At 67.1% G+C, this 12,527-nt stretch carries 11 protein-coding genes; 7 read left to right on the forward strand and 4 right to left on the reverse strand.

The window, feature by feature from the left end; genetic code table 11:
- The first annotated feature begins 34 nt into the window (after positions 1 to 34).
- The 3 genes from FG93_RS01715 (at position 35) to FG93_RS01725 (ending at position 5,456) form a co-directional block, all read left to right on the forward strand.
- Positions 35 to 3,562, forward strand: a complete 3,528-nt coding sequence (locus tag FG93_RS01715; RefSeq protein ID WP_043231161.1) for an SEL1-like repeat protein — start codon at positions 35 to 37, stop codon at positions 3,560 to 3,562.
- A 194-nt stretch (positions 3,563 to 3,756) separates the two neighbouring features.
- Positions 3,757 to 4,686 carry a sulfite exporter TauE/SafE family protein gene (locus tag FG93_RS01720; protein ID WP_043231744.1) on the forward strand — a complete coding sequence of 310 codons (930 nt, stop codon included), beginning with the start codon at positions 3,757 to 3,759 and terminating at the stop codon, positions 4,684 to 4,686.
- Complete coding sequence (locus FG93_RS01725) at positions 4,683 to 5,456, forward strand: TIGR02186 family protein (protein ID WP_043231163.1); 774 nt, start codon at positions 4,683 to 4,685, stop codon at positions 5,454 to 5,456. Before FG93_RS01720 ends, FG93_RS01725 begins: the two co-directional genes overlap by 4 nt.
- A 232-nt stretch (positions 5,457 to 5,688) precedes the next feature.
- Here FG93_RS01725 and glp read toward each other — a convergent pair whose 3' ends face one another.
- Together glp and mobB are read right to left on the reverse strand one after the other, a co-directional pair.
- Positions 5,689 to 6,945, reverse strand: coding sequence for a gephyrin-like molybdotransferase Glp (gene glp / locus FG93_RS01730; protein ID WP_043231165.1), 1,257 nt, complete (start codon positions 6,943 to 6,945; stop codon positions 5,689 to 5,691).
- Positions 6,946 to 6,952: 7 nt separating this feature from the next.
- Entirely contained in the window at positions 6,953 to 7,483 is a 531-nt protein-coding gene (gene mobB, locus FG93_RS01735) for a molybdopterin-guanine dinucleotide biosynthesis protein B (RefSeq protein ID WP_043231168.1), read from the reverse strand.
- A gap of 241 nt (positions 7,484 to 7,724) precedes the next feature.
- Here mobB and FG93_RS01740 point away from each other — a divergent pair, with 241 nt between their 5' ends.
- The 3 genes from FG93_RS01740 (at position 7,725) to FG93_RS01750 (ending at position 9,748) form a co-directional block, all read left to right on the forward strand.
- Entirely contained in the window at positions 7,725 to 7,955 is a 231-nt protein-coding gene (locus tag FG93_RS01740; RefSeq protein WP_043231170.1) for a sulfurtransferase TusA family protein, read from the forward strand.
- Positions 7,956 to 7,981: 26 nt separating this feature from the next.
- Positions 7,982 to 9,115, forward strand: a complete 1,134-nt coding sequence (locus FG93_RS01745; RefSeq protein WP_043231173.1) for an Mrp/NBP35 family ATP-binding protein — start codon at positions 7,982 to 7,984, stop codon at positions 9,113 to 9,115.
- A 231-nt stretch (positions 9,116 to 9,346) separates the two neighbouring features.
- A complete protein-coding gene (locus FG93_RS01750; RefSeq protein WP_043231175.1) occupies positions 9,347 to 9,748 on the forward strand; it encodes a polyketide cyclase in 402 nt (133 codons plus the stop codon).
- Between the two features lie 104 nt (positions 9,749 to 9,852).
- Here the strand turns inward: FG93_RS01750 and mobA are convergent, their stop codons facing one another.
- Together mobA and FG93_RS01760 are read right to left on the reverse strand one after the other, a co-directional pair.
- Positions 9,853 to 10,479 (reverse strand): molybdenum cofactor guanylyltransferase MobA, encoded by a 627-nt coding sequence (gene mobA / locus FG93_RS01755; RefSeq protein ID WP_043231746.1) that lies wholly within the window; start codon positions 10,477 to 10,479, stop codon positions 9,853 to 9,855.
- A 70-nt stretch (positions 10,480 to 10,549) separates the two neighbouring features.
- Complete coding sequence (locus FG93_RS01760) at positions 10,550 to 11,068, reverse strand: DUF2478 domain-containing protein (protein WP_081881242.1); 519 nt, start codon at positions 11,066 to 11,068, stop codon at positions 10,550 to 10,552.
- A gap of 195 nt (positions 11,069 to 11,263) precedes the next feature.
- Here FG93_RS01760 and FG93_RS01765 point away from each other — a divergent pair, with 195 nt between their 5' ends.
- Positions 11,264 to 12,508: a hypothetical protein gene (locus FG93_RS01765; protein ID WP_043231178.1), complete on the forward strand. Its 1,245-nt coding sequence runs from the start codon at positions 11,264 to 11,266 to the stop codon at positions 12,506 to 12,508.
- The last annotated feature ends 19 nt before the right edge of the window (positions 12,509 to 12,527 follow it).

A 12,527-nucleotide genomic window follows, 5' to 3' on the forward strand; every position in this document is an offset into this window, starting at 1 on the left:
GACTGAAGACCGGTCCCCTTAGGCGAGCGAGATCATGGCCAATAGCTTGCCCTGGAGCGTCAAGGGCGTTGATCCGCGCACCCGCGATGCCGCAAAGGCGGCTGCGCGCCGCGCCGGTATGACCCTGGGTGAATGGCTGGACCACAAGATTCGAGTCGAGGCCGAGGAGAGCGGGCCGACAGCCGCTCCGCTGGAGCAGCTCGACATCGCGGCGTTGTCCGAGCGCCTCGCCAAGCTCTCTCAGGGGCAAATGGAAACCTCCTCGCAGGCTGCAGCAAGCGCTGCGGCGCCGCAGTTCGCTCCCGAGATGTCGCGGAGCCAGATCGAGGCCGCGCTTTCGCAGGCAGCCCTGGCCGAGCGCATGACCCGGGAATCGAGCGTCAAGACGGCCGGCGCCCTGGATTCGATCGCGCGCTGGATCGAGAAGACCGAGAACCGTCTTGCAAGCGGCGAGCGCAGCATTGCCGAGCGCCAGGAGCGTGCCACCACCGTCATCGCCGATGCGATCAAGACGATGGGCGAACGCATCGCCGAGATCGAGCGCAAGGCACTCGATGCCCAGAGCAAGGCTGCCGCCGCCCGCCCGGCATTGAACCGCGACGGCCTGGCCGCAGCGGTGACGGATATCCGCTCGCGCCAGCGCATGCTGGATACCGACTCCGAAGCCGCCCCCTCGGGCCGGACAGGGCTGAGCGAGAGCCGAGTCGCGGCCTTGCGGCAGGATCTCCGTTCCTTGAGCGAGAGGGTGGGTGCCGCGAGCGACCATCCATCTCACATGTCCGAGCGCCCTTCCCCGGCTGCGGCACCACGCCATGTCGAGACGCCGGCTCTGGAAAAGCTGATCGCCGATCTCGGCTCGAAGCTGGAGCGGCTGGACCGGAACGACCGTATCGAACCGATCCTGAGGCCGCTGGCACGGATCGAAACCGAAGTGGCCCGCCTCGCCCGCGAAAACTCCGGTGAGAGCTATGCCCGTTTCGAGTTGGAGATCGCGCACCTCGCCGCCAAGGTCGATGCTCTCGCAGCGCGCGGCAGCGACCGCGCTGCACTGGCCCCGGTGCTTCGCGACATCGCGGAATTGCGCGAACTGCTCGCCACGACCAGCGATGACAACCGCCTCGGCGATCTTTCGGATCAGGTTTCGGCTCTGGCGGGCGAAGTCGCCCGGCTGCGCGACGGCCAGCCTGATGCGCTCTCGATGCGCGGCCTGTCCCAGGCGATCGAGGACGTGCGCGACGCGCTGCTGACCGACCGCTTCGGCGATCCCGCCCCGCTGCTTTCGCTGTCGCGGCAAGTCGAGGCGTTGGCCGACAAGGTCGGTTCGCTGCCCGTGATGCGCCCCGAAGTGATCACGTCTCAGACCGAGCAACTCTTCGCGCGGCTCAACGAAATCGGCGCCTCCGGCTCTCCGGCATCGAACGAGCTGTCGCGCCGGATTGAAGCCCTCATCATCAAGCTCGAGGATGTCTCCGATCGGCAGCCGAACCAGCTCGCGGACCGGATCGACAGCCTGCAGCACCAGATCGAGACGCTGGCGGATCATGGCCCGGCAGCGGTCACGAGGCAGATTGAAGGGTTGGCCGCCCGGATCGAGAGTCTCGCAGCCTCCAGCAACCTGACCCAGATGGTCCATGACGGCGGCAACGTCCAGGTCGCGCGCGTCGACATGCGCCCGGTTGAGGATATGCTGCGCAGCCTCGCCGAGAAGATCGACGAGGCGGGACGCCCAGGCGCCGAATCCGATTCCTTCGATGCGCTCGAACAGCAGATCGCCGGCCTCGCCAGCCGACTCGACGAGGCCGTCGCGACGCGTTCGGCCGAGACCGGGATCGAGCGCACGCTGCAGGACCTTGTGCGTCACCTCCAGACCGTGCGCGAAGACACCGCGGCCGCGGCCGAGCGCGCCGCACGCACCGCCATGGCCGATATGGCGAGCAAGGCCCCCGCCCAGGCGGGAGGCTTTGCAGAGCTGAGCACCCTGGTATCCGGATTGCGCGAGAGCAACGCCGCCTCCGGCCGAGAGACGCAGGACGCAATCGGCGCCGTCCACCAGACCCTCGAGACGATTATCTCGCGCCTCGCCAGCCTCGAAGCCGAGCTCGGCCTCGAGCGGAAGGAGGTCGCGCTCACTCCGGCCCCGGCACGTCCCTCGACCACGCCGCCGGCGCGCGGCCTGGCGCTTCCAGCCAGCATGAGCGCCGCAATTGAGGATCGCTTTGGCGCCCGGCTGGAGACACGACCGACCGAACGCGCAGCAGAAGCACCTGCCGCCAGATCACATGACCTGCCCCTCGAACCGGGCTCGGGCCGGCCACGCCCAGACGCTCCGACCGCTCCGGCTGCGACGGCCCAGGATCCGCAATCGGTCCGCCAGAACCTGATTGCCGCGGCACGGCGTTCGGCAAAGGCTGCCTCTGAAGCCGCCGCATCTGCTCCTGCGGCGGAAGCCGAGCGCGGCGGAACCAGTACCTCCAAGGGCGGCAAGCTCAAGGAGATCATGGAGAAGCGTCGCCGTCCGCTCCTGCTCGGGCTGGCCGCCGTCGTTCTTGCCATGGGCACCGCCCATGTCGTCACCGGCGCGTTGCAAGGCCCGAAGACGAAGGCGGCCGGCAACGAAACCGTTCAGTCTCCTGCCTCCGCTCCCGCCCTCGCTGCCCCGGAACCCGCCCTTCCCGAAGCTCCAGCCAAGCCCGCGAAAGACCAGAACTCGGTGCTTTCGCCGGTCGAGCTCGGCCCGGCCACCGCCTTCGCCGGACCGGCAGCCCCGAGCCTGGGTTCCCCCGAAACCACCAGTTCGACCACCCAACCGGCGGCGACTGCCGCACTTCCGCCAGCGGCCGCACCCGATCCGGTTCAGGCCGTCACCGGGCTCGGCGACCTGCCTGCCGGATTTGGGACGCCGGGCCTCCGTAAAGCCGCCCTGGCAGGCGACGCCCGTGCCGTCTATGAGCTGGCCAACCGCGCTGCCGATGGCAGCAACGCGACACGCGATCCGAAGCTGGCCTTACGCCTGTTCGAACGCGCCGCGGTCGCTGGGCTGGCGCCGGCGCAGTTCCGACTGGCCAACATGTTCGAGAAGGGCGTGGGCACCCAGCGCGACATCGCGCTCGCGCGGGTCTGGTACTCCCGTGCCGCCGAGCGCGGCAATTCCAAGGCCATGCACAATCTCGCCGTGCTCTATGCCGAGGGCGTCGACGGCAAGGCGGACTATGCGACGGCGACGGAATGGTTCCGCCGCGCCGCGGACGCAGGCGTGCGCGACAGCCAGTACAATCTCGCCGTTCTGCTCGGCCGCGGCCTCGGCGTGTCGGCCGACCTCGGTCAGTCCTATCTCTGGTTCGCCATCGCCGCCAAGCAGGGCGACGACGATGCGGCCCGCAAGCGTGACGAGGTCGCCGGGCGCCTCAACGCCAACGACCTGGCAGCGGCGAAGCTCGCTGTCGACTCCTGGAAGGCAAAGGTGCTTGAGCCTAGTGCCAACGAAGTTGCGGCACCGACGCAGGGTTGGGAGGACAACACAAGCGCAGCCGTCAGAAAGCCAGCAAAGCCGGCTCGCAGCTGATGCCTGAAAGACAGGCCCTCTGCCTGCCTGTCATGGTTTCGACGCGTTACGCATCCATCAGGGGTTGATCGCGACTACAGCCGATCCGGCCGCAACCCTTTCTTCGTCACGATAAGGATTTGCCTAACCGGATTGGTGCAATCTGGGACGAGCCGGCGCCGAATCTCAAGCCGCGCCGGCACACGAGGGCAAAGGTGCAGATTTATCTTCCGATCGCGGAACTGCCGATCAGCATCCTGATGGTGCTGGGCCTGAGCGGTGCCGTCGGCTTCATCTCCGGCCTGTTCGGGGTCGGCGGCGGCTTCCTGCTGACCCCTCTCCTGATCTTCCTCGACATCCCTCCGGCGGTTGCCGTGGCCACCGTGGCCGCCCAGGTCGCCGGCTCGTCGATGACCGGTGTCCTGACCTATTGGCGTCGCAAGGCGCTCGACCTCAAGCTCGGCGGCGTCCTGGTCGGTGGCGGTATCATCGGAACCATTTTCGGCGTTCTGTTCTTCAACTCGATGCGCCGGCTCGGCCAGCTCGATCTGGTCATCACGCTATCTTATGTGACGCTGTTCACCATCATCGGCGGATTGATGCTCTATGACGCGTTGCGCTCGGCGCTGCGGGCCAAGGCGGGCAAGCCGGCACGCCTGCGCCGTCAGGCCGGCACCCATCCGCAATGGATGAAGCTGCCCTGGCGCATGCGCTTCCACAACTCGCAGCTCTACGCCAGCGTCATCCCGATTGCCGCGCTTGCGGTCTCGATCGGCTTCATCGGCGCCGTGCTCGGCGTGGGCGGTGGCTTCATCCTGGTGCCGGCGCTGATCTATTTCTTCCGTATCCCGCCGGCGGTCGTCGTCGGCACTTCGCTGTTCCAGATCCTGGTCACGATGACGGGCGCAACCATGCTGCACGCCCTCACAAACCAGTCGGTCGACCTGATCCTGGCGGCCCTGCTCCTGGTCGGCGGCGTGATCGGGGCCCAGTTCGGCGGCCGGGCGGCGCGCAACCTGAATGTCGACTCCTTCCGTCTGCTGCTCGCACTGCTGATCCTGTCGGTGGGCCTGCGCTTCGCAATCGAGCTGTTCATCCCGCCAAGCGACCCCTTCTCTGTCGTCCTGCCGGAGAGCGCGCGATGAAGGGCCTCAGATCCCTGGCCGGCGCTCTGCTGCTGACCGCCATCGCGGCAACGGCAGCGCGTGCGGAAACGCTGATCGCATCCGTGTCGAGCCATCAGATCCAGATCTCCTCGAACTATACCGGCGATCAGCTGACGGTCTTCGGCCTGGTCGAGCGCGGCGGGCGGACCGTGGCGCGCGGCGATCCATACGACATCGTGGTGACGGTGCGCGGGCCGCAGCGCATGCTGATCGTCCGCGAGAAGGAGCGGCTCGGCCCGATCTGGATCAACCGGACGCAGCGGCGCTTCGTCGATCGCCCGATATTCCTGATGGTGTCGAGCAACCGGCCCCTGAACGAGATCGTCAACGACGATGCGGCGCGGCGCGAGAGGATCGGGCTCGCCAATACACAGCGCAGCTCGCCGCCGGAGCTCTATTATGAGGAGAGCAGCGTCCGCTTTCGCCAGGCACTGATCCGCATCCTTGAAGACAAAGGCCTCTATGCCCAGGACGAGCGCGGCGTCACCTTCCTGTCGGAAACGCTGTTCAGCGCCCCGATCGAGGTGCCCGCCACGGCCCCCACCGGCTCCTACGAGATCGAGATCGCGCTCTATTCAGGCGGTGCCATGCTGGCGCGCCAGACCACCAATTTCGAGGTGATCAAGACCGGCATCGAGCAGCGGCTGGCGACCGGCGCACATGACCGTCCCTTCCTCTACGGGCTGGCCACGGCGGCCATGGCACTGCTCCTCGGCTGGCTCTCCAGCGTCATATTCCGGCGCGACTGAGCGCTTCGCTCGACCATCGGACCGGATATCGTATCCGGTCCGAAATCTAGCCTTCTGTCTTCGCATCGGCTTTCCCGAAAACCGCAATCCACTTTTCGGGCCGATGCAATAGCCTTCTGCGCTCGCATCGGCTTTCCCGAAAACCGCAATCCACTTTTCGGGCCGATGCAATAGCCTTCTGCGTTCGCATCGGCTTTCCCGAAAACCGCAATCCACTTTTCGGGCCGATGCTTCAGGCGATCAGGAGATCATAGGCGAGGAACGGCACGAGGGTTCCGGACTCGATGCGTGTCAGCTCCTCCGCGAGTTCCACCAGCCCGTCCGTGCGTGTCAGCGAGGTCATGACGCCGGCTCCGTCCCGGGGATGCTTCGATGCAATCTTGACACCATCTGCTCCCGAAGCGAGCGAAACACCGACATATTCGCGCCGTCCCGGCTTCTTCCGATAGGAGAAGCCGAGCCTGACGAGCAACGGCACCGGAGCAGCGTAGGCCGAGCCCGCGAGCCGCGCCACGACCGGGCGTGCGACAAAGGCGAAGGTAACGAACACGGCAACCGGATTTCCCGGCAAGCCAATGAACGGTACGCCTTCGATGAGGCCCATGGCCACCGGCCGGCCGGGCTTGATGCCGATGCGCCAGAAGACCAGCGCGCCGGCCTGTTCGACCGCCGCCTTGACATGGTCCTCCTCGCCGGTCGAAACGCCGCCGGAGGTCAGGATCAGGTCGCAACTCCGGGCCGCCTCGCGCAAGCGTCCAGCCAGGCTGTCCGGCTCGTCACGCAGAATGCCGAGGTCGACCACATCCGCACCCGCCCGCGCCACCATGGCCCGCAACGCAGCCCGGTTCGCGTCGTAGATCGCGGCCGGTGGCAAGGGCGCCCCGGGCTCCACCAGCTCGTCGCCCGTCGAGAAGATCGCGACACGCGGCCGGCGGCGAACCTCGACCGAGACGCAGCCGAGCGCGGCCAGCAGCGCGAGATCCTGCGGCCGCAGGCGCCGACCTGCCGACAGGGCGGTCTCTCCGCGCGCGATATCCTCGCCGGCCGGCCGGGCATTGGCACCTTGCGCGAGGCCTGCCGGGAGAAGAACGAAGCCTTCCTCCGCCGTCACATCCTCCTGCATGAAGACGGTATCGGCCCCCTCCGGTATCGGCGCGCCCGTGAAGACCCGCACGGCCACGCCTGCAGTCGCGACGCCGGCCGCATCGGCTCCGGCGGCGAGACGGCCTGAGAGCGCGAGTCGGGTCTCACCTGCTGACGCCAGATCGACGAAGCGCACCGCATAGCCATCCACGGCGGAATTGGCGAAGGGCGGGAGATCGAGGCCGGCCACGACATCGCTGGCGAGAACGCGACCATCGGCATCGGCCAAGGCAATCTGCTCGGTGCCGTCCACCGGCTGAATCCGCTGGCCCGCAAGTTCAGCCGCCTGCTCGATGCTCATCAGGGGGGCCCCGAAGGCGAACGAATCCTCGCTGAGCTGCGCCATCCTGCCCTCAATCCTGTTGCTTCGCGCGAGCCAGAATGGCTGCCAGCGGCTCTGCGCTCGCAAGCACAATCTCTGCGATTGCGGCGATGTCGTCGAGATCGACAACAGGGCGGCCCGCCTCGGGAAATGCGCAGTCGCAGGCGATCGCGACGATCGTCGGGTCACCTGGATGCAACGGCGGCTTGCCGTTGGCTGCGCGATGCACCTCGATCTTGAGATGCGGCTCGCGCTTGAATCCCTCGACGATCACCAGTTCGACCGGGGATAGTCGCCGGAGCAGATCCGGCAGGCGCGCCTCCGGCTCGCCGCGAAGTTCATGCATCAGCGCCCAGCGGCGCTCGGACGAGATCAGCACCTCGGATGCGCCAGCCCGGCGGTGTTCGTAGGAGTCCTTGCCGGGCGTATCGAGGTCAAAGGCGTGATGTGCGTGCTTGACCGTGGAGACCGAGACTCCGCGGCGTGCAAGTTCGGGGATCAGCCGCGTCAGCAAGGTCGTCTTGCCGGCACCGCTCCACCCTGCCAGGCCGAACACACGCATCGAAGCAGAATCCCCCAAAACAAGACCGGGCACAAAGGGCACCCGGTTGTCATCTGGCACGCCCCCTTCCCGGTCAAGCCGGACAGATCGGACCGCACTGCTCATGCCCGCGATCATCTCGCTTCGAGCCGCCCTGGCAGGGCAGCAAAGTTGCCTGCACTCCGTTGCGGCGAAGGGCCAATGGTTGCTCCTTCGCAGGAAGCCATCATATGAAGCACTGCATATTCGACAGGCTCGGCCCATGACCTCGATCGACCTCAATCTGCGCGGCTTGAAATGCCCCTTGCCGGCGCTGCGTGTGCGCAAGGCGCTGAAGGGCGCTGACGCGGGAGCCTTGTTCGTGGTCGAATGCACCGATCCCATGGCGGCGATCGACATTCCCAACCTGATGCGCGAGACGGGCGACGCGATCGAGCTCAGCCGTTCGGAGGGCGAACTCCTCGTCTTCCATATTCGCAAAGCTGCGGCCTGACGCCGCGCCAGCCGGAGTACGCCTTCGTGGCCTTGACCGAATCCGACATCCTGCGCGCGCTCGAGCTGGTGAAGCTGCCAGCGAGCGGCCAATCGCTGCGGGCTTCCGGCCGCATCGCCAATATCCTGATCGACGGCGGCAAGGTGATCTTCGCGATCGGCATCGACCCGACCGAGGTTGAGGCGATGGAGCCCGTGCGAAGGGCTGCAGAAAGCGCGGTCGGCGGTGTTCCGGGCGTGACCCAGGTCCTGGTCGGGCTCACGGCCGACAAGGCGCCCTCGCGACCAGCCCCATCTGCTGCCGCGCAGGCACGCCAGCAGGCGCATGGCCAGCCAGGTCCCGGCGGAGCGTTGCCAAAGGCCGCGGGCGTACCCGGCGTGAAGCAGATCATCGCGGTGGCCAGCGGCAAGGGCGGTGTCGGCAAGTCGACGACCACCGCCAACCTCGCAGTCGCGCTCGCGATGCTCGGCCTCAAGGTCGGCGTGCTCGATGCCGATATCTACGGTCCCTCCGTGCCCAAGATCTTCGGCATCACCGGCAAGCCGCGACTGGTCTCGGGCCGGACACTGGCACCGATGGAAGCCTATGGACTGAAGATCATGTCGATCGGCTTCCTGATCGACGAGGAGACGCCGATGATCTGGCGTGGGCCGATGGTGATCTCGGCCATCACCCAGATGTTGCGCGAGGTCGCCTGGGGCGAACTCGACGTGCTCGTCGTCGATATGCCGCCCGGCACGGGTGATGCGCAGCTCACCATGGCGCAGCAGACTCCGCTCGCCGGCGCGGTGATCGTCTCGACCCCTCAGGATCTCGCACTGCTCGATGCCCGTCGCGGCGTCGCGATGTTCAGGCGCGTCGAGGTGCCGATCCTCGGCATCGTCGAGAACATGAGTTATTTCATCTGCCCGGAATGCGGCCACCGATCGGACATCTTCGCCCATGGCGGCGCGCGGCACGAGGCAGAGCGGCTCGGTGTACCCTTCCTTGGCGAGATCCCGCTCGCCATGCCGATCCGCGAAACCTCGGATTCCGGCCGGCCGATCGTGGCGAGCGACCCCGACAGCGCCCACGCCAAGGCTTATCTGGCCATCGCGCGCCAGGTTCAGGCGGGGCTGAGCGGCAAGACCCGGGCCGCACCGCGCATCGTCATCGAATAGACGCCGCCCTCGGCCCGCCCCCATCCCGCGCTCCCGACGACGAGCCCGTCGCCACCTATCTGGCTTCACCGAGGTGCGGGCCCTGATCGCATGCCCACCCCGGCTGGCGTGATGAACCTGCCTTCCGCACCAGTACGGGGCGTCCTGTCTGGCATACCGGATGCCGGAGCCGTTCCAGGCATTTGCCAATGTTCTTATTTTGTTCTAGATTGACCGGAGAGAGGTCAGTCCATGCCCGTTCAGCCCGCGCGCCATATCAGCATCTCGATCGGCAGGCCGATCGAGCAGGTCTATGGCTTTCTGGCAGAGCCCAGGAACTTCCCGAAATGGGCCGAAGGGCTGGGCCATGGTTTCAGGCATATCGAAGGCATGACCTGGGCGGCCGAGACCCCGATGGGCCTGATGCGCATCCTGTTCAGCGAACCCAATCCTTACGGCGTGCTCGACCATGCGGTGATCCCCGACCACGGGGAGCCGATGCACAACCCCATGCGCGCCATCGCCAATGGCAATGGCAGCGAGGTGATCTTCACCCTCTACAAGCGACCTGAGATGAGCGACGATGATTTCGTCCGCGATGCCGACTGGGTCGCGAGCGATCTGAGGCGGCTCAAGGCATTGCTGGAAGGCTGAGGATAGCGACTGGCCAATGGGCTTGCGTCGGAAAGTCGGCCCCGTTTGCCTACGCGCCTCCACGCGCGAAGGAAGGACATCCCGCGGAAGATCGCTCCAGCCCCTCACGCATCGTTCAGCCGCGCATGAAGCTGCTCGGCCTCGACCAGGTCGTCAGGGCGATTGGCATTGAAGAAGGGGTCGACCGGCTCGACCGGCCACTCGACCGTCGCAACGCCATGGCGCGCAGTCCAGCGGCCGATCTTGCGCTCATCCTCGACCGTGAGTGCGTGCCGCAAATCGTCCCGCAACGCGACCGACCACAGCCCGATCACCGGATGGGCCCAGCCGCCCGATGCAGCACAGGCCAGGGGAACATTCGCGGCTGCGCGGGCCGCATGCAGCCGTTGCACGAGATCACGCGGGATGAAGGGCGTGTCCGCCGCGACGCTGACCATCCAGACATGGCCGGGGCGGTTCGCAGCCATCCAGTCGAGCCCGGCCAGGATGCCCGCGAGCGGGCCGGCGAAACCGGGCACACTGTCGCCGACCACCGGCAAGCCGAAGGCAGCGAAGCGCGCCAGGTCGCCGTTGGCGTTGATCAGAAGCCCGTCGCATTGCGGCCCGAGGCGATCGACGACATGGGCAAGGATACTGCGGCCGGCGATCAGCCGAAGCGGCTTGTCGCCACCGCCCATGCGGCGGGCGAGACCGCCGGCAAGCAGGAGACCAAGCGTTGGGGGGTAATTCATACCGTGGCCTGCAAACGCCGCATCCCGCAGCATCTGCGGGAGCGAGCCGAACGGCCGGCGGCGCGCTGCCTCACGCCGGAACAGCGAGCCGAGCCGCAGCCCAACTCTCCACGGCTCGGATCTCTGCCGGCAATCGTGTCCAGTCATCGCCGGCAAATTCGCGCCAGGCCGAAACGAAATCCTCGCGAACGGCAATCAACACCGGCAGGCCGGACAGCGCCGCGGCCGCGATCTCCTGGCGCAAGCCCCGACCAAGGTGCTCCTGCCGCCCGAACTTATTGACGATCACGAGATCGATGTTGTCCGTCAGAGCGGCCGCCACCGCTCCTCCCGCTGCCGCAAGGCCGGCGACGTCGAGCCGGCAACCCGACGCGCCTGCGCCGCGGTCCTCGCTGATCGGAAAGCGCCTGCCGTTCGTAAGGTCCTCCAACGCCATGGAGTGACAGCCATCCCCGCAATCGTCGCCATTGTGCTGGACGACACCACCGAGCTTCCGCCCCTGCTGCTTCATCTGGCCGGCAAGGCCCGCCATGAACGCATCGATCTGGAAACCGGAGGAGTAGACGATTGCGGCAAGCGTATTCATCATCCCTCCATCCCACGAAACATCATCCGCAGCCAGAACCCTGATCGCAAGGTGCTATGATGCCGCCATGGCCCTGCGTCAGATGCCGGCTCAGTGTTGCACCGCACCTACAGTCGCGCGGGCTGCCACAAGCTAGGGTGCTGTGGGGCTGACGTCCGGCGTGTTCTCCGGTCAAAGCCGTTTGTTCGGTTGCCGTCCATGATCCGCCACAACGCCAATGCCCCGATTGACCCTGCCGCAGACGCAGCGTTGCTGCTGCGCCGCATCGGCTTCGCCACGCTTGCGCTGGCACTGCCGATAGCATCGCTGGTCTCGCGTCGCGCGGCCGTCGTGCTCGCGCCGATCGGGGTCGCGTTGCTCATCATTGCCTCGCTGATCGAGGAACGGGGCCAGTTCGGCAGGAACCTGAAGGATTCTCTGCTCAGCCGGCCGGGCATGATCCTGATGGGGCTCGTGGCATGGGCCGTGCTCTCGCTGGTCTGGAGTCCCTACACCCTCTCTGCGACCGAGAAGGCCACCAATCTGGTTCTTGCCGTCGCGCTCGGCTTTTGCGGTGCCGCGGCGCTGCCGGAGCGGATGCGCGCCTCGAACCTCAACCTCGTTCCGCTCGGCACCGGCGTCGCCGCGCTGTTTGCGCTCGCGCTGCTGGTCGCCGGGAACATGAGCGCCGCGGGCGTATCTCCGGGCGTCGAGCGCGGCGTCAGCGTGGTGCTGATCATGTCGTGGCCCGCCTTCGCCTGGCTCCTCTCGCGGGCGCGCGGCCTGAGCGCGCTGGGCCTCGCACTCGCCGTTGGCCTCCTTGCCATGACCCGCTTCGAGGATGGCGAGGCGGTGGCGATGATCTGCGGCACGGTCGCCTTCGGAGCGATCAGCGCCAATCGCGTCGTGGCCGCCCGCGCCATCGCCATCATCGTGGCCGGGCTGATGTTGCTGGCGCCGCTCCTGCCCTTCCTGCTGATGCCGATCGCCTCCCGCTTGCCGGACGATCTCGCGCTCACTCTCGGCATCTGGGCCGACATCGTCAGCCGCGAGCCGGTTCAGCTGATCACCGGGCACGGCCTCGATACCGTGCTACGCGGCCGCCTGACGGACAGCTTGCCTCGGGACACGCCAATGACCATTCTGTTCGAGTTCTGGTATGAGCTCGGCCTCGTCGGAGCAGCCTCGGCCGCGATCTGCCTGTTCTTCGCGATCAGGGCCGCGGGCCAGATGGCGGGAGCGCTCGCCGCCGGCGTCACTGCCGCCTATGTCACGGCCTTCGCGCTTGCCGTTCTGGGCTTTGCCACCTTCCAGACCTGGTGGCTGATGACGCTCGCCTCGGTCGCCCTGATGTTCACCGCGATCGCCCGCGGGCAATATCGGACCGAACGGCCGCTCGCGCCGTTGATGCCGCGGCCTGCGGTCAATAGCAGGCCGAAGGCCGGCGGGCCGGCTTCCTCCTGATCGACCCCGGAGCGGCGCG

The sequence above is a fragment of the Allobosea sp. LC85 genome (genome assembly GCF_000735605.1).
In the GTDB taxonomy this organism is placed as follows: Bacteria; Pseudomonadota; Alphaproteobacteria; order Rhizobiales; family Beijerinckiaceae; genus Allobosea.

Bases quoted from the DNA above. Each gene is read 5' to 3' on its own strand.
- FG93_RS01715 (WP_043231161.1), top strand. From the start codon at position 35: ATGGCCAATAGCTTGCCCTGGAGCGTCAAGGGCGTTGATCCGCGCACC.
- FG93_RS01725 (WP_043231163.1), top strand. From the start codon at position 4,683: ATGAAGGGCCTCAGATCCCTGGCCGGCGCTCTGCTGCTGACCGCCATC.
- glp (WP_043231165.1), bottom strand. From the start codon at position 6,945: ATGGCGCAGCTCAGCGAGGATTCGTTCGCCTTCGGGGCCCCCCTGATG.
- mobB (WP_043231168.1), bottom strand. From the start codon at position 7,483: ATGCGTGTGTTCGGCCTGGCAGGGTGGAGCGGTGCCGGCAAGACGACC.
- FG93_RS01740 (WP_043231170.1), top strand. From the start codon at position 7,725: ATGACCTCGATCGACCTCAATCTGCGCGGCTTGAAATGCCCCTTGCCG.
- FG93_RS01750 (WP_043231175.1), top strand. From the start codon at position 9,347: ATGCCCGTTCAGCCCGCGCGCCATATCAGCATCTCGATCGGCAGGCCG.
- mobA (WP_043231746.1), bottom strand. From the start codon at position 10,479: ATGAATTACCCCCCAACGCTTGGTCTCCTGCTTGCCGGCGGTCTCGCC.
- FG93_RS01760 (WP_081881242.1), bottom strand. From the start codon at position 11,068: ATGATGAATACGCTTGCCGCAATCGTCTACTCCTCCGGTTTCCAGATC.
- FG93_RS01765 (WP_043231178.1), top strand. From the start codon at position 11,264: ATGATCCGCCACAACGCCAATGCCCCGATTGACCCTGCCGCAGACGCA.